The sequence below is a fragment of the Verrucosispora sp. CNZ293 genome (genome assembly GCF_002754655.1).
The window spans coordinates 1,941,779-1,964,117 of record NZ_PEFR01000001.1 but is presented as its reverse complement, the minus strand read 5'-3'; the positions used below and the strand labels follow the sequence as shown (position 1 = coordinate 1,964,117).

General features: G+C 71.0%; 17 protein-coding genes and 1 riboswitch. Of the genes, 4 read left to right on the top strand and 13 right to left on the bottom strand.

What is annotated here, in order from left to right; genetic code table 11:
- Nucleotides 1–148: 148 nt before the first annotated feature.
- Together CLT74_RS08955 and CLT74_RS08950 are read right to left on the bottom strand one after the other, a co-directional pair.
- Nucleotides 149–940: a GntR family transcriptional regulator gene (locus CLT74_RS08955; protein ID WP_099846126.1), complete on the bottom strand. Its 792-nt coding sequence runs from the start codon at nt 938–940 to the stop codon at nt 149–151.
- A gap of 148 nt (nt 941–1,088) precedes the next feature.
- On the bottom strand, nt 1,089–1,958 hold the full coding sequence (locus CLT74_RS08950; RefSeq protein WP_093402074.1) for a PAC2 family protein: 870 nt from the start codon (nt 1,956–1,958) through the stop codon (nt 1,089–1,091).
- A gap of 303 nt (nt 1,959–2,261) precedes the next feature.
- Here CLT74_RS08950 and metH point away from each other — a divergent pair, with 303 nt between their 5' ends.
- Nucleotides 2,262–5,777 carry a methionine synthase gene (gene metH / locus CLT74_RS08945; protein ID WP_199172145.1) on the top strand — a complete coding sequence of 1,172 codons (3,516 nt, stop codon included), beginning with the start codon at nt 2,262–2,264 and terminating at the stop codon, nt 5,775–5,777.
- Here metH and CLT74_RS08940 read toward each other — a convergent pair.
- The 3 genes from CLT74_RS08940 to CLT74_RS30175 all read right to left on the bottom strand — a co-directional run bounded on the left by CLT74_RS08940 (nt 5,764) and on the right by CLT74_RS30175 (nt 7,365).
- Complete coding sequence (locus CLT74_RS08940; RefSeq protein ID WP_199172447.1) at nt 5,764–5,991, bottom strand: hypothetical protein; 228 nt, start codon at nt 5,989–5,991, stop codon at nt 5,764–5,766. The genes metH and CLT74_RS08940 overlap by 14 nt on opposite strands.
- Nucleotides 5,992–6,264: 273 nt before the next feature.
- Nucleotides 6,265–6,975 carry a hypothetical protein gene (locus CLT74_RS30180; RefSeq protein ID WP_143697118.1) on the bottom strand — a complete coding sequence of 237 codons (711 nt, stop codon included), beginning with the start codon at nt 6,973–6,975 and terminating at the stop codon, nt 6,265–6,267.
- A 12-nt stretch (nt 6,976–6,987) separates the two neighbouring features.
- Entirely contained in the window at nt 6,988–7,365 is a 378-nt protein-coding gene (locus CLT74_RS30175; protein WP_143697117.1) for a hypothetical protein, read from the bottom strand.
- On the opposite strand from CLT74_RS30175, the gene CLT74_RS08930 reads away from it, so the two are divergent.
- From CLT74_RS08930 to CLT74_RS08920, 3 genes are all read left to right on the top strand, one after another.
- Nucleotides 7,286–8,554: a helix-turn-helix domain-containing protein gene (locus CLT74_RS08930; protein ID WP_486582178.1), complete on the top strand. Its 1,269-nt coding sequence runs from the start codon at nt 7,286–7,288 to the stop codon at nt 8,552–8,554. The two genes, CLT74_RS30175 and CLT74_RS08930, sit on opposite strands and share 80 nt — an antisense overlap.
- A gap of 565 nt (nt 8,555–9,119) precedes the next feature.
- A riboswitch (cobalamin riboswitch) is annotated at nt 9,120–9,325 on the top strand.
- 188 nt (nt 9,326–9,513) lie between these two features.
- Nucleotides 9,514–11,829 carry a ribonucleoside-diphosphate reductase subunit alpha gene (locus CLT74_RS08925; protein ID WP_486582709.1) on the top strand — a complete coding sequence of 772 codons (2,316 nt, stop codon included), beginning with the start codon at nt 9,514–9,516 and terminating at the stop codon, nt 11,827–11,829.
- A 35-nt stretch (nt 11,830–11,864) separates the two neighbouring features.
- Nucleotides 11,865–12,860 carry a ribonucleotide-diphosphate reductase subunit beta gene (locus CLT74_RS08920; protein WP_199172350.1) on the top strand — a complete coding sequence of 332 codons (996 nt, stop codon included), beginning with the start codon at nt 11,865–11,867 and terminating at the stop codon, nt 12,858–12,860.
- 87 nt (nt 12,861–12,947) lie between these two features.
- On the opposite strand, the gene CLT74_RS08915 is transcribed toward CLT74_RS08920, so the two are convergent.
- The 8 genes from CLT74_RS08915 to CLT74_RS08880 all read right to left on the bottom strand — a co-directional run bounded on the left by CLT74_RS08915 (nt 12,948) and on the right by CLT74_RS08880 (nt 22,337).
- Nucleotides 12,948–13,643 (bottom strand): class I SAM-dependent methyltransferase, encoded by a 696-nt coding sequence (locus tag CLT74_RS08915; RefSeq protein WP_099846122.1) that lies wholly within the window; start codon nt 13,641–13,643, stop codon nt 12,948–12,950.
- Nucleotides 13,644–13,719: 76 nt separating this feature from the next.
- A complete protein-coding gene (locus CLT74_RS08910) occupies nt 13,720–14,505 on the bottom strand; it encodes an ABC transporter ATP-binding protein (RefSeq protein ID WP_099846121.1) in 786 nt (261 codons plus the stop codon).
- Entirely contained in the window at nt 14,502–15,488 is a 987-nt protein-coding gene (locus tag CLT74_RS08905) for an ABC transporter substrate-binding protein (RefSeq protein WP_099846120.1), read from the bottom strand. The genes CLT74_RS08910 and CLT74_RS08905 overlap by 4 nt, the downstream gene beginning before the upstream one ends.
- A gap of 25 nt (nt 15,489–15,513) precedes the next feature.
- Nucleotides 15,514–16,602, bottom strand: coding sequence for an iron ABC transporter permease (locus tag CLT74_RS08900; RefSeq protein ID WP_099846119.1), 1,089 nt, complete (start codon nt 16,600–16,602; stop codon nt 15,514–15,516).
- Between the two features lie 185 nt (nt 16,603–16,787).
- Nucleotides 16,788–17,915 (bottom strand): alanine racemase, encoded by a 1,128-nt coding sequence (locus CLT74_RS08895; protein WP_099846118.1) that lies wholly within the window; start codon nt 17,913–17,915, stop codon nt 16,788–16,790.
- Nucleotides 17,912–19,549, bottom strand: a complete 1,638-nt coding sequence (locus CLT74_RS08890; RefSeq protein WP_099846117.1) for an IucA/IucC family protein — start codon at nt 19,547–19,549, stop codon at nt 17,912–17,914. The genes CLT74_RS08895 and CLT74_RS08890 overlap by 4 nt, the downstream gene beginning before the upstream one ends.
- Nucleotides 19,546–21,171, bottom strand: a complete 1,626-nt coding sequence (locus CLT74_RS08885; RefSeq protein ID WP_099846116.1) for an IucA/IucC family protein — start codon at nt 21,169–21,171, stop codon at nt 19,546–19,548. The genes CLT74_RS08890 and CLT74_RS08885 overlap by 4 nt, the downstream gene beginning before the upstream one ends.
- The gene (locus CLT74_RS08880) at nt 21,168–22,337 is read right to left on the bottom strand and encodes an ATP-grasp domain-containing protein (protein ID WP_486582708.1); all 1,170 of its coding nucleotides are present in this window, start codon (nt 22,335–22,337) and stop codon (nt 21,168–21,170) included. Before CLT74_RS08880 ends, CLT74_RS08885 begins: the two co-directional genes overlap by 4 nt.
- Nucleotides 22,338–22,339: the final 2 nt, after the last annotated feature.

Here is a 22,339-nt window from a genome sequence, read left to right as displayed (position 1 = left end):
CCACCCCCACGCCCCACCCCCACCCTGCCCGCGATCTTGCAGTTGTGGTCGCCGTTACGCGGCTTTCGTGACTTTCGCGGCGACGGAAAGTGCAAGATCGCGGGGGTGGGCGCGGGCGCGGGTGGGGGTGGGGGTGGGGTGGGGCAGGTCAGCCGAGGACGAGGCCGGGGTCGGGGTCGGGGGATTCGGTGGGGGCGGGGATCTGGTACTCCTCGGTCAGCGTGGTGACCGGGCCGGGCCAGGTGGCCTGGGCGACCTCGATCGGTTTGCGGTGCGGGTCGTAGGCCACGTGCAGCAGGTGGAGCACGGGGGTGTCCGGCCGGATCTGGAGGGTCTCGGACTCCTCCCGGCTGGGCTGGCGCGCGGTGATGGTGTCGGTGGCGGTCGCGTACCGCCGGCCGGTGGCTTCCTCGGCCTCCTGGTAGAGCGGGCGGCCGAACGCCTCGGCGCGTTCCAGGCTGGTGCCGGCGGTGTCGGCGGGCAGGAACCAGGAGGCGCCCACCTCCACAGGTGAATCCTCGGTGCGGACGAGGTGGCGGCGGCAGAGCAGTTCGGTGCCGTCTGGCACGCCGAACGCGTCGGCCACCTCGGGCGGCGCGGGGGAGCGACCGACGGAGACGAGTTGCTGACGGTAGCGAGCGGCCAGGTCGGTGTGGTAGCCGCGGAAGCCGCCGTAGCGGCCTCGGGAGAGCCGGTTGAGTCGCCGCCGGGTGCCCCGGACGTACGTACCGGAACCGGGCTTGGTGATCAGCACGCCCTCGACCCGCAGCTGGTCGACGGCGCGTTGCACTGTCTGCTTGGCCACCCCGAACATCTCGGCGATGGCCGGGATGGACGGCAGGCGCTCGCCCGGCGCCCAGTCGCCGCGCCGGATCTGGCTCTTGAGCTGCGCGGCGATCTGCCGGTGCGGGAACTCGGCCGCCCCCGGGTTGATCTGCATCCCGGCCTCCTATCAGCTAGGTTCCTAGGATGCCCTACGCGGGATGGCCACCGCCACCCCGACACGGCGTGAACCAGCAGCCAACAAAGGCCCGCCCCGGACACCTCAACGTGTCCGGGGCGGGCCAGAGGCAGCAGCGGGGGAAGGGCTACCAGGAGCCGGCGGTGGGGCCGGCGGATCCGCCCCGGCGACGCAGATACTTCTCGAACTCCTGGGCGATCTCGTCCCCGGTCAACGGGGTGATGCCCGCGTCACCGACGCGTTCCTCCAGCTCACGGACGTACTCGCCCAGCTCGGCGTCCTGCTCGGCGGCGCTGCGGACCCGCTGCTCCCACTCGGCGGCCTCCTCGGCCAGGTCGGCCATGGGCACCGGCAGGTCGAGCACCTCCTCGACCCGGTGCAGCAGGGCGAGAGTGGCCTTCGGGCAGGGCGGGTTGTTTGCGTAGTGCGGCACGTGCACCCAGAACGAGACGGCGTCGACCTCGGCGCGGGTGCACGCGTCGTGCAGCACACCGACGATGCCTGTCGGCCCGTCGTAGCGGGTCGGGGTGAGCTGGTAGCGGCGCGCGGCGTCGGCGTCGGAGGCACTGCCACTGATCGGCAGCGGCCGGGTGTACGGCACGTCGGCCAGCAGGGCACCGAGCAGCACCACCCGTTCGACCTCCAGGCTGTGGCAGATCTCCAGCACCTGCTCGCAGAAGGTGCGCCACCGCATGCTCGGCTCGATGCCACGGATCAGCACCACGTCCCGTTCGGTGCCGGCGGGACTGGCGACGGTGAACCGGGTGGTGGGCCACTCCACCCGGCGGGTGGCGCCGTCGGACATGGCGATGGTGGGCCGGCTGACCTGGAAGTCGTAGAAGTCCTCCGGGTCCAGCTCGGTGACGGGCCGGGCCTCCCACACCTGTTCCAGGTGCTCGACCGCCGCGGTGGAGGCGTCCGCCGCGTCGTTCCACCCCTCGAAGGCGCAGATGGCGACCGGGGACCGCAGCACCGGCAGCCCGTCGAACTCGGTCACGCCGTCACCTCCTGCTCGTCACCGGCGGTCCGGGGCGCGGGCCCGGTCGTCCGCAGACGGTGCGTGGTGGTGTCGCTGTAGTCCTTCACGTCAGTCAGCCTACGTGCCGCGCCCGGACCCGGCCCGTCGGCCGCGCCGGATCAGCCGGGCGTCGGCACCGGCGGCGGAGGTCGCCGGCACCGTCCGGCGGTGCACAGTGTTGGGCATTGGCCACCAAAACGGGCAACGTGATCCCGATGACACAATGTGGGATCGGACGGTACGCCGGGGCGCGGGCCCGCCCCACCGCACTAACCTGAGGTCGTGCGGACTTCGTTGCTCGATGCGCTGGCAGACCGGATCCTCGTCACCGACGGGGCGATGGGCACGATGCTGCAGGCTGCGGACCTGTCCCTGGACGACTTCGACGGTCTGGAGGGGTGCAACGAGATCCTCAACGTCACCCGGCCGGACGTCGTCCGTGGCGTGCACGAGGCGTACCTGGCGGCGGGCGCGGACTGTGTGGAGACGAACACGTTCGGCGCGAACCTGCCGAACCTCGCCGAGTACGACATCGCCGACCGGATCTGGGAGCTGTCCGAGGTGGGGGCGCGGCTGGCCCGGGAGGCCGCCGACGCGTACTCGACCCCGGAGCGGCCCCGCTGGGTGCTCGGGTCGATCGGTCCGGGCACGAAGCTGCCGACCCTCGGCCACGCCTCCTACGCCAGCCTCCGCGACGCGTACCAGCAGAACGCCGGCGGCCTGATCGCCGGTGGCGCGGACGCGCTGATCATCGAAACCTGCCAGGACCTGCTCCAGGTCAAGGCGGCGGTGATCGGGTCCAAGCGGGCGATGGCCGAGGCGGGCCGGCAGGTGCCGATCATCTGTCATGTGGCGGTCGAGACCACCGGCACCATGCTGCTGGGCAGCGAGATCGGTGCGGCGCTCACCGCCATCGAGCCGCTCGGCGTGGACCTGATCGGCCTCAACTGCTCGACCGGCCCGGCCGAGATGGGCGAGCACCTGCGTTACCTGTCGCAGCACTCCCGCATTCCGGTGTCGGTGATGCCCAACGCCGGCCTTCCGGTGCTCACCCCCGACGGGGCGTACTTCCCGTTGGGCCCCGAGGAGATGGCCGACGCCCTGGAACGGTTCGTCGTCGACTACGGCGTTGCGCTCGTCGGCGGCTGCTGCGGCACGACTCCCGAGCACATCCGGGTGCTCGCCGAACGGATGCGCGACGTGCGGCCGGTGGTCCGCGAGCCGCGCACCGACCCGGGTGTCTCCTCGATCTACCACCACGTGCCGTTCGCGCAGGACGCCAGCGTGCTGATGGTGGGGGAGCGGACGAACGCCAACGGCTCCAAGGCGTTCCGCGAGGCGATGCTCGCCGCCGACTGGCAGTCCTGCGTGGAGATCGCCCGTGGCCAGGCCCGCGACGGCTCGCACCTGCTGGACCTCTGCATCGACTACGTCGGTCGGGACGGCACCACCGACATGCGCGAGCTGGCCGGTCGGTTCGCCACCGCCTCCACCCTGCCGATCATGCTGGACTCCACCGAGCCGGCGGTGATCGAGGCCGGGCTGGAGATGCTCGGCGGGCGCTGCGTGGTCAACTCGGTCAACTACGAGGACGGCGACGGCCCGGAGTCCCGCTTCGGCCGGGTGATGCCGGTGATCATGGAACACGGCGCGGCCGTCGTGGTGATGTGCATCGACGAGGAGGGGCAGGCCCGCACCGCAGCGGACAAGGTCCGTATCGCCTCCCGGATCGTCGACGACCTGACCGGACGCTGGGGGATGCGGCTGCCGGACATCATGGTCGACGCGCTGACCTTCCCGATCTCCACAGGTCAGGAGGAGACCCGCCGCGACGCCATGGAGACCATCGAGGCGATCCGTGAGATCGCCCGACGCTACCCCGGGATCAACTTCACCCTGGGCATCTCCAACGTCTCCTTCGGACTCAACGCCGCCGCCCGGCAGGTGCTCAACTCGGTCTTCCTGCACGAGTGCGTGCAGGCCGGGCTCACCTCGGCGATCGTGCACGCCAGCAAGATCCTGCCGATGTCGAAGATCCCCGACGAGCAGCGCGAGGTCGCCCTCGACATGGTCTACGACCGCCGCCGCGAGGGCTACGACCCGTTGCAGCGGTTCATCGAGCTGTACGAAGGCGTGGACGCCGCCTCGGCGCGCGCCACCCGGGCCGAGGAGCTGGCGGCGCTGCCGCTGAACGAGCGGCTCAAGCGGCGGATCATCGACGGGGAGCGCAACGGCCTGGAGGCCGACCTCGACGCGGCGATGGCGGCGGGTACCGCCCCGCTGCTCATCATCAACGACATCCTGCTGGACGGCATGAAGGTCGTCGGTGAGCTGTTCGGCTCCGGTCAGATGCAGCTGCCGTTCGTGTTGCAGTCCGCCGAGGTGATGAAGACCGCGGTGGCCTACCTCGAACCGCACATGGAGAAGGCCGACGACGACGGCAAGGGCCGCATCGTGCTCGCCACCGTCAAGGGCGACGTGCACGACATCGGCAAGAACCTGGTCGACATCATCCTGTCCAACAACGGCTACGACGTGGTGAACATCGGCATCAAGCAGCCGATCTCCGCCATCCTCGATGCCGCCGAGCAGCACCGCGCCGACGCCATCGGCATGTCGGGCCTGCTGGTCAAGAGCACAGTCATCATGAAGGAAAACCTGGTCGAGATGGCGTCGCGCGGGGTCGCGGAGCGCTGGCCGGTCCTGCTGGGTGGCGCGGCGCTGACCCGGGCGTACGTCGAGGACGACCTGCGGTCGATGTTCCCCGGCCAGGTGCACTACGCCCGCGACGCCTTCGAGGGGCTGTCCCTGATGGACCGGGTGATGGCCGCCAAGCGCGGCGGTGCCCCGGTGGTGGATCCCGAGCGGGAGGCGGCCCTCGCGGCCCGGCGGGCCCGCCGGGAACGGCAACGTGCGGTGGTCGCCGAGTCGCTGCCGGAGCTGCACGACACCTCGGTACGCTCCGACGTCGCCGTCGACGTGCCGGTGCCGGTCGCACCGTTCCACGGCACCCGGGTGGTCAAGGGGGTGCCGCTTGCCGACTACGCGGCACTGCTCGACGAGCGGGCCACCTTCATGGGCCAGTGGGGTCTGCGCGGTGCGCGCGGTGGCAAGGGTCCGTCGTACGAGGAGTTGGTGGAGACCGAGGGCCGGCCGAGGCTGCGCTACTGGCTGGACCGGCTGATCGCCGACCAGGTGCTGGAGGCGGCCGTGGTGTACGGCTACTTCCCGGCCTACTCCGAGGGCAACGACCTGGTGGTCCTGGACGAGAACGGGCACGCCGAGCGGGCCCGGTTCACCTTCCCCCGGCAGCGGCAGGAGCGGCGGCTGTGCCTGGCCGACTTCTTCCGGCCGCGCGGCGAGGACCTGGACGTGGTCGCGTTGCAGCTGGTCACCGTTGGCCAGCCGGTGAGCGAGTACGCGGCGAAGCTGTTCGCTCGCAACGAGTACCGCGACTACCTGGAGGTGCACGGCCTGTCGGTGCAGCTCACCGAGGCACTCGCCGAGTACTGGCACAAGCGGGTCCGGGCCGAGCTGAAGCTGCCCGACGGCCGTACCGTCGCCGACGACGACCCGGCCGACCTGGCCGGTCTGCTGCGCACCGACTACCGGGGTTGCCGGTACGCGTTCGGCTATCCGGCCTGCCCCGACCTGGAGGACCGGGCGAAGATCGTGGAGCTGCTCGGTGCCGAGCGGATCGGCGTGCAGCTGTCGGAGGAGTTCCAGCTGATGCCGGAGCAGGCCACCGACGCCATCGTCGTCCACCACCCCGAGGCCAGCTACTTCAACGCCAAGTGACGCCCGCAGGTGCCGTGACCTGCACTTCCGGCACCTGCGGTAGGAGTTTGATCATGATCAGGCCGTCCAGGGCCTCCGGTTCGTCATCGTCGGCCTGGTCCTCACCGAACGCCTTGTCAATGGCCCGGCGGGTACGGTCCGCACTGGTGGGCAACAGGTGGGTGTGGGTCCACAGGGCGAATCCGGGGTCGGCGTGACCCAGGTACGCAGGCATCGCATTGGCGCTTGGCCGGCTCATGCCGGTGACACGGAATGACGGCGGTCACGGTGCCGCAGCGGCCAGCACCACACGCTAGACGGCCTGATCCCGATCACCGTCAACGAACTCCGACGGCTGTTCCACGCTCTGATCATCGAACCCACCCGACGCGTCGGCGACGTCATCGCCTGGTCCATCTTCCAACGCCAGCGCCAAGCCAAAGCCAAGATCGGTCACTACACCCGATAAGACCTCACCGAGCCCTGAAACGGATCTGCTACTGGAGTACTAGGGCCACTGGACGGCCTCAACGACGAGTTCTGCGGAACACGAATTATCATCGATCCGCTCGGCTCGAATGGTGAGCGATGACTTGCCCTTAGGCACGCGTAGTTCCTGTTCCTGACTCCCAGAACCAGCCATGCCATTGCCGAGAGCTTCGCCATCAGCGAGAAGCTCCCACCGAACCCGCGCGCGGTCCAAGCATCCGTCAACGACGATGCTCAGATCTCGCTGGCGTGCCGGACCCGAGAGGGTGGCCTGTGCCTGAATTATCTGTCCCGACGAGTCAAGGAACCAGCGATTGGTACATGTAGTATGCATTCCGAAGTTGAGACCCCCGGTCGTGCATTCCTGCTGTGCCGCGTCGCCGATGGAGAACCGCATTTCGGTGCGATTAGGAACCTGAGGAAGAAGCAAGGCGGCGACGACCGACAGTGCAGGGAGGCCAAGTGCCACTCCTGCCACACCGAGCCTACGGCGCGTCTTCTTGCGCAGGATGTCCTTGGCGGTCGTGCACTCGGATTCGTATGCGGCCAGGATCTCTGGCTTGTCCAGGGAGAGCGCCAACGCGCGGACAAAGGGCCTCGCCATATCCAGCGTCGCCTTCGTTCGAGAGGAGGTGTTCGACGCTTGCACGGCCACGATGACAGCGACTAGCGTGCCTGTTATCGCCGCAAACCAGGACCCCCGTTCCAGCCAGTCTGTCCAGTCCGACATGGCTCTCCCTTTTCACCGCTCCGCAGTTGCAGGAAATACGAGCGAGCATAGACGGACGTCCGGCGGCACGCCGGTTCTGCTTCGCTCTGCGGCAGGCACCCATTGCCCCATTTGCGCGTATTCCGGCGGGCTCCCAGTTCCCACGCTCGCCGCACCACTTCCGGCGCGCCCACCACGACCGGTCGCCAGCACCGAGCGGCGTAGTAGGTCGACCGAGTTCTGCCGCAACGCCAGGGTGGCCAGGCGGGTGCCGTAGCGGCCGAGGGCGAGCGCGGTGGCGGGGTCGAGGGAGCGTACGAAACTCTGCTCGATGCGTCGCGGCGCGCGGGCGAGGATCTCCTCCGCGAGCCGGTCCTGCTTTCCTGGGATTCTGTCCAGGTTGGGCTTCACCCGGCCAGGATGGCAGAACCGCGCGAGGTTCAGCACTCGTCGCTGTCCATCTCGCCGACACGGCCCGGCTCGTCCAGCGGCTCCTGCCGCTGCGTGTCGGAGCCGGGTACCGTCGATTGTGGCGGCTCGCTGGTGGGAGGCCAGCAGATCGCCGCACAGTCCTCCTCCCGGCAGCTTCGCCATGCCGCCGAGCGCGCGCACCATCGTCGACCCACGGTTCCCCGCTGAGCTTGCGCGAATTCGACGTGTCCGTGGCCTGTCACTGCGCGATCTGGCCCGCCTTGCGTACGTCGGGAAGAGCTACGTGCACGACCTTGAGACGGGCCGTACCCGACCGTCCCGGGAACTCGCCGCGTACCTTGACGACACGTTGCAGGCCGGCGGGCAGCTTGCCGCGATGGTCGTCGACGCGACGACGGTGACCACCCCCGACGACGATGACCGCCTGGCGTACGTGCTCGCCGAGCCGACCCGCCTCGACGCCGCTGCGGTGCGGCTGCTCGCCGAGGTGCTGGCTGCGCAACGCCGCCTCGACGACGTCCTGCCGGCTCCGGTGACACTGCCGGCCATGCTGGCGCAGTGGTCCACTGTGCAGCACCTCGCCGAGCGGGCCGCCGGGCCGTACGTCGGCCAGCTGCACGAGTTGGTAGCGGAGTGGACGCAGTTCGTCGGCTGGTTGCATGCGGAAGCCCGCAACGACGGTGAGGCGATACAGGTGCTGATCGAGGCCGCCAGGCAGGCCGACGCCGTCGACAGTGGCCCGCTCGCGGCGCAGGTGGAGAACTTCCGAGGCTACCTGGAGCGGCAGCGAGGCAACCCGCGCGGCATCGTGCGCCACTTCCTCACCGCGTACCACACACCCGGGGCGACGGCCCTGCAACGCGTCGGCGACGCGGTCCAGGCCGCCCACGGGTACGCGCTACTCGGCGATCGACGCTCAGCGGCAGGGCTCCTCCGTGAGGCGAGCGACCTCGCCGAGGCGGCCGAGCGCGAGCAGGCGCCGGTGCTGGCCTACTGGCTGACGCCCACGTTCAGCAGGATGGGGCTGGGGCTGGCCTATCTGGCGCTCGGCGACACGCCGGCCGGCGTCGACAATCTGCGGGCCGGGTTGGCCGGGTTGCCGCCTGACCAGCGGGATGCCGCATGGACGCAGGAGTATCGGCAGGCACTCGCGGTCGCCACCGGCTGAGCTGTCCGTCAACCGTCCCGGACAGGACGCCGGACGCCTCGCACCTGCCCTGAGTGCCCGCGGCCATCGCACGATTCTGGTGGGTGGTGGCGGTGCACCCCCACGTACCGCCGCCCCCGTCCCCGACCTTCGGCGGAGGTGATGGCGTGAGCAGATGGCACAGGTTCTGGTGGTGGCTGCGGCGGCGGCCGATACCGCTGGCTGACGGTGGGCAGTGGCGGGAGACCGTCGAGCAGGAGGCCGCCCGGCAACGCCTGCTCGACCAGGCCCGGCGCAACGCCGGGTGGTCCGTTGTTGACGGCGGCGTTGGACGACCTGCCGCGCGAGGATCCCGGCGAGCTGACGACCCGGTTCCTCGCGTGGCTGCGGTGCACCTGCGGGGCGTAGCTACGCCGGGGCGTGACCGACGATCGGCACCCCGTCGTATCCGCCGTCCTTTTCGTACGCCCGCCTGTCTGCGACCGGTCAAGCACGGCCCGGCCGGACGGCGCAGCCGGATGTGACGTCTGTTGCATGGACACGCCGACACACCATCTGGTGTCTTGCGTTCACGGGTGGCCCATATATGGTGTCACTCGTAGCTGGTTCGGGCGCCCATCCGGGGCGGCCGAGGCAAGAGGGAACCCGGTGGAAATCCGGGGCTGCCCCGCAGCGGTGAGTGGGAACGACAGCCGTCACACAGCACTGGGCTCCGGCCTGGGAAGCGACGGCCAGTAGGAGCGCGTAAGCACGCCCACGAGTCCGAAGACCTGCCAGCACGCCGCCCGCACTCGTGGGCGGCGGCCGCAGGCCGCGTGGGACGGCCGACGCCATCAACGGGCCGTGCCTGCTGCGCGGATCCCGTGGCGTCCTCCCGCGTGTCCGAGGCCCTGGGCAGACGGCGCGAGGAGAGAGACGTGACGGTCGTGCGGGAGGTCCCGGCCTCCGACGCAGGTGTGTCGGAGCAGCGCCGGCAGGTGATGCAGGTCCGCAAACGCGACGGCGCCACGGAACCGGTGGACGTCAACAAGATCGTCCGGGCGGTGGAGCGGTGGGTGGCCGACCTCGACGAGGTCGATCCGCTGCGGGTGGCCACGAAGACCATCAGCGGCCTGTACGACGGTGCCACCACCGCTGAACTGGACAAGCTGTCCATCCAGACGGCCGCCGAGCTGATCGGTACGGAGCCGCAGTACTCGAAGCTGGCGGCGCGGCTGCTGGCCGCGTACGTGGACAAGGAGGTCCGGGGGCAGCAGGTGGCCAGCTTCAGCCAGTCCATCCGGTACGCCCATGGCCTGGGACTGATCGGGGACGCGACAGCGGCGTTCGTGGCCCGCAACGCGCGCAAGCTGGACGACGCGGTGGACCCGGACGGTGACCTGCGGTTCGAGTACTTCGGACTGCGCACCGTCGCGGACCGTTACCTGCTGCGGCATCCACAGACCCGCGAGGTGGTGGAGACGCCGCAGTACTGGCTGCTGCGCGTGGCCTGTGGGCTGTCGCAGACGCCGGGTGAGGCGATCGGGTTCTACCGGCTGATGTCGAGCCTGGCGTACCTGCCGAGCTCACCGACGTTGTTCAACTCGGGCACCCGGCACACCCAGATGTCGTCGTGTTTCCTTGTCGACTCGCCGCGCGACGAACTCGACTCGATCTACGAGCGCTACCACCAGGTGGCGAAGCTGTCGAAGTTCTCCGGTGGGATCGGCATCTCCTGGTCGCGGGTCCGGGGTCGGGGCGCGTTGATCCGGGGCACCAACGGCAGGTCCAACGGCATCGTGCCGTTCCTCAAGACCCTCGACGCGGGGGTGGCGGCGGTCAACCAGGGTGGCCGCCGCAAGGGCGCGGCCTGCGTGTACCTGGAGCCGTGGCACCCGGACATCGAGGAGTTCCTGGAGCTGCGGGACAACACCGGCGAGGAGTCCCGGCGTACCCACAACCTGAACCTCGCCAACTGGATCCCCGACGAGTTCATGCGCCGGGTCGAGGCGGACGGCGACTGGTCGCTCATCGACCCGTCGGACGCGCCCGAGCTGCCGGACCTGTTCGGTGAGGCGTTCGACGAGGCGTACCGGGCCGCGGAGAAGAAGGCCGTCCGGACGGTGAAGGCCCGCGACCTCTACGGCCGGATGATGCGTACGCTCGCGCAGACCGGCAACGGGTGGATGACGTTCAAGGACGCGGCGAACCGCTTGTCCAACCAGACCGGCGCGCCCGGCAACACGATCCACCTGTCGAACCTGTGCACGGAGATCCTGGAGGTCAACAGCGACACCGAGACGGCGGTGTGCAACCTCGGGTCGGTGAACCTGGGCGCGCACGTCACCGCCGACGGCGTCGACTGGGAGAAGCTGCGCGCCACGGTACGCACGGCCGTGGTGTTCCTCGACCGGGTGATCGACATCAACTACTACCCGGCCGAGCAGACGGCGGTGTCGAACCCGCGCTGGCGTCCGGTCGGGCTCGGGTTGATGGGTTTGCAGGACGCGTTGTTCACGCTGCGTCTGCCGTTCGATTCGGCACCGGCACGGGAGTTGTCGACCCGGGTGCAGGAGGAGATCTTCCTGACCGCGCTGGAGACGTCGGCCGGGCTGGCCGAGCGGTTCGGCCCGCATCCCGCGTACGCCGAAACCCGTGCCGCGAAGGGCGAGTTGCATCCGGACCTGTGGGGTGCGGAGGTGACGCAGGCGCAGCGGTGGACCGAGGTGCGGGAACGGATCGCCCGCCACGGCCTGCGGAACTCGCTGCTTGTCGCGATCGCGCCGACCGCCACGATCGCCTCGATCGCCGGTTGTTACGAGTGCATCGAGCCGCAGGTGTCCAACCTGTTCAAGCGGGAGACGATGTCCGGTGAGTTCCTCCAGATCAACACCTACCTGGTCCGGGAGTTGAAGGCGCGCGGACTGTGGACCGCGCCGATCCGGGAGCAGATCAAGCGGGCCGAAGGGTCGGTGCAGGGCATCGCCGAGCTGCCGGCTGAGGTGCGGGAGCTGTTCCGTACCGCCTGGGAGCTGCCGCAGCGGGCACTGATCGACCTGGCCGCCGCCCGCGCCCCGTTCGTCGACCAGTCGCAGTCGCTGAACCTGTTCCTGAGCGCGCCGACCATCGGCAAGCTCTCCTCGATGTACCTGTACGCCTGGAAGGCCGGGCTGAAGACCACCTACTACCTGCGGTCGCGTCCCGCGACCCGGATCCAGCAGGCCACCGTCGCCGTCAAGCCGATCGTCGCGGTCAGCGACGACGAGGCGCTGGCCTGCTCCCTGGAGAACCCCGAGAGCTGCGAGGCGTGCCAGTGACCACAGTTTCCGAAACCAGCACCGACAAGCGGCAGATGCTGCTCGACCCGGGCATGGACCTGACCCTGCGGCCGATGCGCTACCCGCAGTTCTTCGACAGGTTCAAGGACGCCATCAAGAACACCTGGACCGTCGAGGAGGTCGACCTGCACTCCGACCTCGCCGACCTGGCCAAGCTGTCCCCGGCGGAGCAGCACCTGGTGTCCCGGCTCGTCGCGTTCTTCGCCACCGGCGACACCATCGTCGCCAACAACCTCGTGCTCAACCTCTATCAGCACGTCAACTCCCCGGAGGGGCGGCTCTACCTGTCCCGGCAGCTGTTCGAGGAGGCGGTGCACGTCCAGTTCTACCTGAACCTCCTCGACACGTACGTGCCGGACGAGCGGGAACGGTTCGCGGCGTTCGCCGCCGTGGAGAACATCCCGTCGATCGCCCGTAAGGCCGAGTTCTGCTTCAAGTGGATCGACTCGATCTTCGAGCTGCGGGAGCTGCGGACCCGCGAGGACCGGCGGGCGTTCCTGCTGAACCTGATCTGCTTCGCCGCCTGCATCGAGGGGCTGTTCTTCTACGGCGCCTTCGCCTACGTGTACTTCCTGCGGTCCCGGGGCCTGCTGCACGGCCTGGCCTCGGGCACCAACTGGGTGTTCCGGGACGAGTCGATGCACATGGCCTTCGCCTTCGACGTGGTCGACACCGTACGCGCCGAGGAGCCGGACCTGTTCGACGACGAGATGCGGCGGCAGGTCCGGGACATGCTCGCCGAAGCCGTCGAGTGCGAGGTACAGTTCGCCGCCGACCTGCTCGAACAGGGCGTGTCCGGGCTCTCCCTGGTGGACATGCGCGAGTACCTCCAGCACGTCGCCGACCGCCGGCTGGCGCAGCTGGAGATCGAACCGCTGTACGGGTCGAAGAACCCGTTCGCCTTCATGGAGTTGCAGGACGTGCAGGAGTTGTCCAACTTCTTCGAGCGGCGGGTATCCGCCTACCAGGTCGGGGTCACCGGCACCGTCGCCTTCGACGACGACTTCTGACGGCGGTCCGGCCGTAACCGCTGACCGGGTCCGGCCCGGCGATGATCCTGCCGATCACCGCCGGGCCGCCCGGTTCGTGGGCCTGCCTCAGACCCGACCGGCGATCAGGTACTGCATCCGGTGCTCGTGGTTCGGCGCGACTCCGAACCGCCGGTCCAGCTCGAAGACGGACGTCAGCGGCGTGGCGGTGACCCCGGTGAGCCCCGCCCGTACGAGCACTGCCACGGTCTGGTCGATGGAGGTCGCGGCGGCCAGTGGCAACGCGGCCCGTACCTCGCTGTCGTAGTGGTCGGCGAAGTTCTCCGAGGCGTTGTCCAGGCCCTCGGGGAACCAGGTGCTGTCGACCACCGCGACGGTGCCGCCGGGGCGCAGCAGGCGGGCCCAGTTCGCCACCGCGGTCTCCGGCTCGCGCAGCGTCCACATCAGGTAGCGGCTGACGACGGCGTCGAAGCTGGCGGGTGGGAAGTCCGGGTGCACGGCGTCGCCCCGCCGGATGACCGGACCGTTCGCCATCGCGGTGGCGTGCCGGCGGGCCTGGTCCAGCATGCCCTCGGCGAGGTCGATGCCGGTGACCCGGTGGCCGAGTCCGGCCAGCACCATGGCGACCTGCCCGGTGCCGGTGCCGACGTCGAGCACCTCCAGTGGCGCCGGGGGCAGCGCCTCGGCCCAGATCTCTGCCCAGGCCCGGGTGTCGGCGGCCAGGCGATCGGGACGTTGCTGGTACTCGTCGTAGCCGGGGGCCCGGCCGGTCCAGTACGTGTTGATGCGGTCCTGTGCGCTCATGACGGCACTTCGCTTCGCTGCGTGCCGTCATGAGGCACCACGGCGCTGAGTTGATGATTCGCTCGCTGACGCTCGCTCATGCGGCGCTCCTTTCGACGGCGGGCTGACCGTGCGGGTGGTACAGCAGGTGAATCGCGCCGTCGAGGTCGAGCCGCTGGATGCCGATGCCGTAGACGGGTTCGAGGACTGCGGGGTCGAGGACCTCGTCGACGGTGCCGGCGGCGGCGACGCCGCCCTGGCCGAGCAGCACCAGGTCGTCGCAGTAGCGGGCGGCGAGGTTGAGGTCGTGCAGCACGACGACGGCGCAGGTGCCGAGGTCGCGTACCAGCCGCAGGATCTCGTGCTGGTAGCGGATGTCGAGGTGGTTTGTGGGTTCGTCGAGCAGCAGGTGGGTGGCCTGCTGGGCCAGCGCCCGGGCGATGAGCACGCGTTGGCGTTCACCGCCGGAGAGGCGGGCGAACGGGCGTGACCCCAGGTGGGCGGCACCGACCCGGGTCAGGCACTCCGCCGCGATCCGGTGATCCGTCGGCCCGGTGCGTTGGAAGGTGTTCAGGTGCGGGCCCCGGCCCAGCAGCACCAGCTCCGCCACGGTGAGGGCGGTCTCGCCGCCGGTCTCCTGCACGACGACTGCCAACCGGCGCGCGGCCTCCCGCGGCGACAGCGCGGTCAGCTCGTCACCGTCCACGACGACCCGCCCGGTGCCGCTGCGCAGCGCGCCGTAGAGCAGCCGCAGCAGGGTGGTCTTGCCACTGCCGTTGGGGCCGATCAGTCCGAGGACCCGGCCGGGTCGCGCTGTCACACTGACCCCGTCGATCACCGGGTTGGCGCCGTAGCGCCAGGAAACCCGGGTCGCCTGGATCACGAGTCGTCCCGGAACCGTTGCACGATCCGCTCCAGACCGTCGATCGACAGCGGGGTCGGCGGCTCGGTGAAGTTGAACAACTGGGTCATCACCGCGCCGTTGCGGACCGCGTTGAGCTTCTCCGCGCCGGGAAGTCCGGTCAGGCCCTGCTCGACCGCGGCGGGGTCGCCGTCGCTGTGGAGCAGGATCAGCACGTCGGGGTCACGGCCGAGCAGTTCCTCGACGGTGACCTCGAAGACGCGTTCCGGCGTGTCGCCGAAGACGTTGCGGAAGCCGGCCGCCGCCAGTTGCGGGTGTGCCATGCTGGCGGAGCCGTACGCGTACGTGGTGCCGCCACCGACCGTCGGGTACAACACGGCGGCGGTACGACCGGATGCCGTACCCGCTGTGGCCTGGACCGCCGTCATCCGGTCCCTGAGCGCGCCGACCGCCGTGGCCGCCTCCGCCTCGCGGCCGAACACCCGACCGTAGGTTTCCATCTGCCGGTAGATGTCGTCGAAGCTGGGGGTGGCGGTGTTGTCCGGGCACATGGCCGGCTCCTCCAGCAGCGGGATGTCCACCGCCGAGAGGGTGTCGCGGGACAGGTTGTCGACCTCCCCGAGCACCAGGTCAGGCTCCTGGCTGATCACCACCTCCTTGGAGATCTGCAGGTGGCCGCTGGTGTCGGTCTTGTCGGTGAGCAATGGGATCCGGTCCAGCTCGGCGAGGGTCGCGGTGTCGTAGTAGTCCCTGGGGTACTGCCCGGCGCGGGCGGTGACCCGGTCCATCACGCCGAGCGCGTGCAGGTACGGCACCGCAGCGCTCTTGAGCAGCACGACCCGCTCCGGCGCGGCGTCGAATGTCACGTCGACGCCGCAGTTGGTGACGGTGACCGGGTACCCCGGACCGGCCCCCGCCGGCTCGTCGGTGCCGCCGCCGCAGGCGGCGACAAGCAACACCAGGGCGGACGTGGTCGCGGTGACGGCGAGACGGGTTGCCTTCATCGGTGCTCCTCGGCTCAACTGGCGCTCAGGCGCCGGTGGCGTGCAGACGGCGGATCAGGACGAGCAGGAAGGGGGCGCCGAGCAGGGCGGTGATGATGCCGATCGGGATCTCCTGCGGGGCCAGCAGCACCCGGGCGAGCACGTCGGCCCAGACCAGGAGGATGGCCCCGAGCAGGGCGGCCACCGGCACCACCCGGACGTGTGGGGCGCCGACGATGCGCCGGGCGAGGTGTGGCACCACGAGACCGACGAAGCCGATGCTGCCGGCGGCGGAAACCAGCACGCCGACGCTGAGCGACACCAGCACGAGCAGCCGCAGCCGGAACCGGTCGGGTGACACACCCAGGGTCTGCGCGGTCTCGTCGCCGATGGCCAGCACGTCGAGCCGACGCCCGACGATGGTCAGGTAGCCGATCATGCCGCCCAGCACGACTGCGGCGACCAGCAGCAGGACGTTCCACCGGGCCAGCCCGAGGGAGCCGAGGAGCCAGAACATCACCGAACGGGCCCCCTCGGCGGACCCCGAGGCGAAGATCAGGAAACTGGTGGTGGCGTAGAGGGCGTATCCGACGGCGACGCCGGACAACAGCAGCCGGATCGAGGTCACCCGTCCGCCGCTGCGGGCGATCAGGAAGACCAGCAGCGACGCGCCGAGCGCGCCGAGAAAGGCGCTGCTGGACAGGGCGTACTGTCCGAAGCCGGCGCCCGCCCCGAACAGGATCGCGGCGGCGGCCCCGCTGGAGGCGCCGGAGTTGATCCCCAGCAGGTACGGGTCGGCCAGCACGTTGCGCACCATGGCCTGCAACGCCACCCCGCAGGCGGCCAGCCCGGCACCGACAAGCATGCCGAGCAGCACCCGGGGCAGTCGTACCTGCCAGACGATGGCTTCCTGCGCCGGGGCCCAGGTCACCTGACCGGGCAGGCCGACGAGCTGATGCCCGATGATCCGGGCCACCGTGATCGGCGGGATGCCGATCGCGCCGGACCCGACCGCGACCACCCCGGTGACGACCAGCCCGACCGTCAGCGCGAGCAGCCAGATCCCGGTGCGGCGGCGCTGCGCCGCGACGCCGAGCAGGTCCGCCCGGCTCCCGGGCAGGGCGGTGGTGGTCACCGCACCTCCATCTGCACTCTTGTGGCTCTTGCAAAGTCTTGGCAAGAAGCTATCAGCAAGATCAGGGCAGCGGAAAGCGGATGAGTCGTTGTTCACCACCCGGTCGGCGGACCGGTGGTGGCTCCGAAGGTCGTCACGCCGGGTGTCGGCCCTGTCGAGCTGAGGGCGTCACCGGATCACGGTGATCAACGACCCCAGTCATGCGCGACGGCGAGTGGGTCTCCGGCCCGGAACTCGGGCGGCTCGTGCAGGAGGAAGTCGCGGTGGCTGATGTTCCACGCGTAGGCGCCGGCCATCGAGAACACCAGCACGTCACCGACCCCGATGGCCGGGCCGTCGGAGCCGTACGCGAGGACGTCCTTCGGGGTGCAGAGCTGACCGACCACGGTGACCGGCCCGCCGTCGGTGCGCGGCCCGTCGCCACCCCGGGGCACCACCGTGTACGGCTGCGAGTGTCCCTTGGCCGCCGGGGTGCGCAGGTGGTGGGTGCCGCCGGCGACGATCACGAACCATCGTCCCTGGGACCGCTTCACGTCGATCACCTCGGTCACGTACGACCCGCAGTAGACCGCCACGGCCCGGCCGGGTTCGATCCGCAGCCGGACCGTCGGATGGGCGTCGGACACCTCGCCGAGCAGCCGGCCGTAGCCCTGCCAGTCGAACCGGTGCTCCGGACGGTCGTAGTCGACGGCCATGCCACCGCCGACGTTCACCTCCTCGGCGCGTACCTGCCGCACCGCCCAGTCGGTCACCTCGCGCGCCACCGCGGCGGCGCTCGCCGCGTCGAGCCCGCTGGCCAGGTGGGCGTGCACGCCCCGGATCCGGACCCCGGCCGGCGGGTCGGCGGCGAGCCGGACCGCCTCCTGCGGGTCCATCCCGAAGGGGCTCGGTCGCCCGCCCATCACCAGGACCGCGCCGGGCGTCGCGACCGGCAGGTTCACCCGCAACAGCACCTCGACGGTACGCCCGGCGGCCCGGGCCAGGGCGGCCAGCCGGTGCAGCTCGGCGGCGGACTCGACGTGGACCCGGTGCACGTCGGCGGCCATCGCCGCCGCGAGATCTTCGTCGGTCTTGCCCGGTCCGGCGAAGGCGGCCACCCGCCGGTCGGGCAGCACCGCAGCGAGGTGCCGCAGCTCGCCCCGGCTGGCCGCCTCGAAACCGTCGACAGTGGCCGCGAGGGTGCGCAGCATGCCCGGGTCGGGATTGGCCTTGACCGCGTAGAGCAGCTCGACCCGGTCCGGCAGCGCCGCCCGGACGGCGGCGGCGTGCGTGGCCAGGTCGGCGAGGTCGTAGACGTACGTCGGTCGGGTCAACCGGCACCGCCCAGCGGGTTCGGCACCGCGACGTAGGGTGCCTGCTGGTCGGCAGCCCGGTGCCAGCGGACCAGCAGGTTCGCCTTCGCGGCCAGCGGCGTGCCGTCGAGCAGCGGGGTCAGCTCGGCCGGCTCACCCAGGTCCGCGTACGTCGCTTCGACGGCCCGCCGGACCGTCTGCCACAGTCGAGGCTCGGTGCCGGGATGGCCGTCGGCGAGCGCACCGGCGAGCCCGGCGAGATGGTTGACGAACAGGCAGTAGATGACGCGCCGGGCCGCCTGGGCGGGGGTGTAGGCGACCTGCCGGGGGACCCGCTCGGGCCAGGCCGCCAACCGGCCGAGGTCCAGCTTCAGTCCCTCCAGGTCACGCAGGATCAGGCGCGCCGGGCGGCCGTCCGGGTCCAGCACCATGAGCACGTTCTGCAGGTGCGCCTCGTGGACGACGCCGTGACCGAGCCACAGTCGCAGAACTGTGGGGACCAGCAGCTCGACGTAGTCCCGCCACCAGTCGAACGGATCCGACACGGTCAGCGGCCCGGTGGCCAGCGCCGCCGCCAGCACCACCCGTTCGCCCGGCCGCAGATGCTCACGCACCCCGGTCCGCAGGATCGTGCCGTACGCCTCGTCGGCGCCGGGCAGGTCGACGGTGCGGTAGCCGGGCTCGCGGAGCAGTCCGACGCGGGCGGGCAGCGGCACTGTCGCCAGGAAGCGGGTCAGCGCCACCGCCCCGGCCAGCTCGTAGCGGGCGTTCTTGCGCAGGCAGTTGGTGATACGTACGTGCAGGCTGGTCTTGAGGAACAGGTCCACCGAGGGGGCGTAGAGCGTACGGACGCTGGCGGTCGGGCGGATCGGCACGCCGCCCGGACCGAGCTGGCGCAGTCGAGGGTCGGCCGGTGGCATCAGGGTCAGCTGCCACGGGTGCACCGGCAGCAGCTGGTGCCCGGGTGGTGCGTCCGGTGGATCCAGCGGGGCGATCAGCTCGTCGACCGGCCCGTCACCCGTCACCAGGTCGGCGGGTACGGCGAGCCAGCTCAGCCGGAATGCGGTGCGCAGCTCCGGGGCGTAGCGACCCCAGCTCGCCGGATCACCACTGCGCCATTTCGGGCTGGGGTGGTGCGGGTGCCCGTGCACCAGGGACTGTTCGGAGTCGACGTAGCCGTCCACCACCGGGTCGCCGGTCGGGGTGGGGTCGCTCGGCGGGCGTCGCCGCAACAGGGCGGCCAGTGCGTCCCGGCTACCGAGCACCTGCTCGACGAACTCGTCGTTGGCCAGCCCGGTGCGGGCGGCCAGCTCGGCGGCGAGCAGCCGGGCGAGCTGACCGCCGTCGACAGGTGTGTCGGTGACCGGCGGTTCCGGGAGGGCCGGATGGTGGCGGGGCGTGGACCCCGCCGTCTGCCGACAGTGGACCGGCCCGACGTAGCGGTGCGCCAGCACGGGGGAGACCCGCGCCAGTCGGCAGGAGAGCGTCAGTCCGAGATGCGGCAAGCGGATCCGGAGGACCGCACCGAGGGTGTCGGCGGCACCGTCGGGTGCGGCGACCTCCCGCAGGTAGCAGGAGAGCAGGGTGTGCGCGGCGGCACGGTCGGCGGCGCGTTCCGCCGGATGGGCGGTGGTCTCGGCGGTCCGCGGCGTCACGAGGCGCTCCGCAGGTAGTTGGGTCCGGTGCGGTGGTAGAACTTGTTGACGTCGGTGCAACCGGTCCGCTGCTTGGGCAGCAGTGTGCCGGCGGTGAGCATCGCCTTGACCGGCAACCGGTCGGCGGTCAGGACCTGGTCGACGAGCCGCCGCGCGTCGGGTGTGTCGCCCCACCGGTCGCGGGCGGCGCGCAGCCGGGGCACCAGCGCCTCGGCGGGGGAGGGCACGGCGACGCCCTGCTCCGCCAGGGCGAGCAGGGGTGCCGCCGCCGCCAGGTGGAGAGTGATCGTGACGAACATGTCGGCCAGTTCCCCGGGGTGGCGGATCCACATCCGCTTGTCGTGCAGCCGGACCGTACCGGCGTGCCGGGGGTCGAGCCGGGCTCCGTCGTTGTCCTTGTAGAGCAGCCGGACCGGACCGTCGACCGGCAGGACCAGATGGATGTTCTGCGGATGTGCTTCCAACGCCACTCCGTACCGTAACCACAGGCACACGTGCCAGTCGAGCAGGAGATCCAGATAGGACCCGAGCAGCCGGGTCGGGTCGTCGCCGCCGATCCGCTGGGCGACAGTGCCGGCGGTGGGATCCGCGGCGGCGAGCGCGGCCACCGGCACCACTGTCGCCCGGTCCAGCCCGGCGGGTAGTCGGCGCAGCAGAAAGGACCGCAGCTCGTCGTCGCCGCAGTGTCCGAAGGTGCGCTCGTCGGCGTGCGTGATCCGGTCGGCGAAGCGCGGCTGTTCCGCGGCGACGCGGTCGAGCAGCGCCGCCACCGCCGCGCCGTCGCCGAGCGAGTCGGGCGCGAGGGTACGGCGGTTGCGGGCACCCAGGGTCGCGGTCGGCAGCGGCAGCTTCAGGTGCGTCGTCGGATCGCTGTCCAGGGCGACGGTCCGCATCGACAACGTGGGGCGCACGACGATCTCGGGCCGGTCGAGCGCCGGCAGGGCCGAGCGGTCGGCGGTGAGCGGATGCACCGGCAGCAGCACCTCGCCGGCCTGACGCGGCGTCGGCCACCAGGTCGGCAGTCGGCCGTTCAGCTCCAGCGTCCGGGCCGGTACGGGCAGCCACCGGAGGGCGAACGTGGGGGCGTGCTCCGGTGCGTACCGGAGCAGGTCGTCAGCGTCCAGGCCGTGCCGGCACCTGTCGGTGGGGTAGACGGCGTGGCCGGCGTGGGCGGCCAGTACGTCGTCGAGGAGGGCGCCGCCGAAGCCGGTGGGCGTGCTGGCCCGGGCGGCGGCGACCCGGGCGTAGGTGGGTGACCGGGTGGTCGTGGCCAGCCGGCGGGCCAGCAGGTCCTGCCGGCATTCGTCGGTGAAGGCGCGCCACCCCTGCTCGGCGTCGGCGTCGTCGTGCGGCGCCAGCAGCTCCAACAGCTCCGCCAGCGTGCCCACCCGACGGCCCTCCGCCGGACCGGGCGGCTGCACGTACAGCTCGGCGCTGGCGAGGCGGACGGCGTGCTGGAAGCCGTCGCGACGGACCGGAAGGCGTAACCGGCCGGCGTGGTGCGGCGCCTGCCACCAGCCGGGGCCGGCGGGGCCGCCACCGCTGCTCAGGCCGAGGTGGTCTTCGCGCAGCAGGGCGTCCAGCACCCGGCGGAACAGCTCCCGCTCTACCGGGTCGGTCACCTGGCGATCACCCAGTCGAGTCCGGCGCGGAACTCGCCGAGCGCGCGGTCGACGGCGACCGGGTCCGACCCGATGGCGTGCAGGACGGCCAGGTAGTCGCGGTTGGTGCCGGTCTGCTCGGCGGTGGTCCCGACCGCCCGCAACGGGCGGCAGCCGAGTCGTACCCCGTCGCGTACCGCGTCGACGGGCCCGGGGGCGGCGACCAGCGTGCCGCCGCGGTCGGCGCAGACGTACTCGACCCGGGCGGTCTGACCGACAGTGCTCGGGTCGGGCAGACCGAGGGTGGCCACGGGCTCGCCGAGGTGCAGCCGGATGACGTACTCGAACAGCGGCACCCCGAGCAGTTCGGCGAGGATGAGGTCCATCCGGTCACCGATCAGCCGGTCGTTGACCTCGATGAGGCGGGGCCGTCCCCGGTGCGCGACGAACTCGGTGTGGCACGCGCCGAACCGTACGCCGAGCGCGTCCAGTTGGGCCCGCAGCCCGTCGACAGTCGCCGGGGCGGCCGGGGCCCATTCCAGGCGCAGCTCGGTGAAGGTGGGTGGTGGGCCGAGCGTGGTACGCCAGCCGCCGAGCACGGCAAGCGTGCCGGCGTCACCGAGGGTGTCGTGGGTGCGGACATCGCCGGGCAGGTACTCCTCCACCACCAGCGGCGCGTCCGGTCGGCGACGGCGGATCTCGGTCACCCGACGGGCCAGGTCGGCCTCGTCGGTCACCAGGTAGGCGTCCTCACTGGCGACACCGTCACGGGGCTTCACCACTGCCGGAAAGACGTCGAACGTCGGCGGCTGCTCCGGGGTGAGCACCCGGGCGTGGACCACGTCGAGACCGGCGTCGGCGACAGCCTGCCGGGTGGCGGCCTTGTCCTTGCAGCGCCGGGCCGACTCGGGGTCCTTGCCGGGCAGGCCGAGGCGGCGGGCGGCGAGCGCCGTGGCGGCCTGGAGGTGGTCGCTGTTGGAGAACAGCCCCGCCGCGGCAGGCCCGTCCCGGACCACCTCGGTGACACCGTGCGGGTCCCGCACCGGGCAGCCCCGCACCGGCACCGTGCCGGGCCAGTCGTCGGGCCGGTCGGTCAGGACGGTGACCGGTACGCCGAGGGCGTCGGCGGCCGGCAGCAGACCGTCAAGGACGGAGTCGGTCGGATTGAGGGCGGTCAGGTACAGCATCA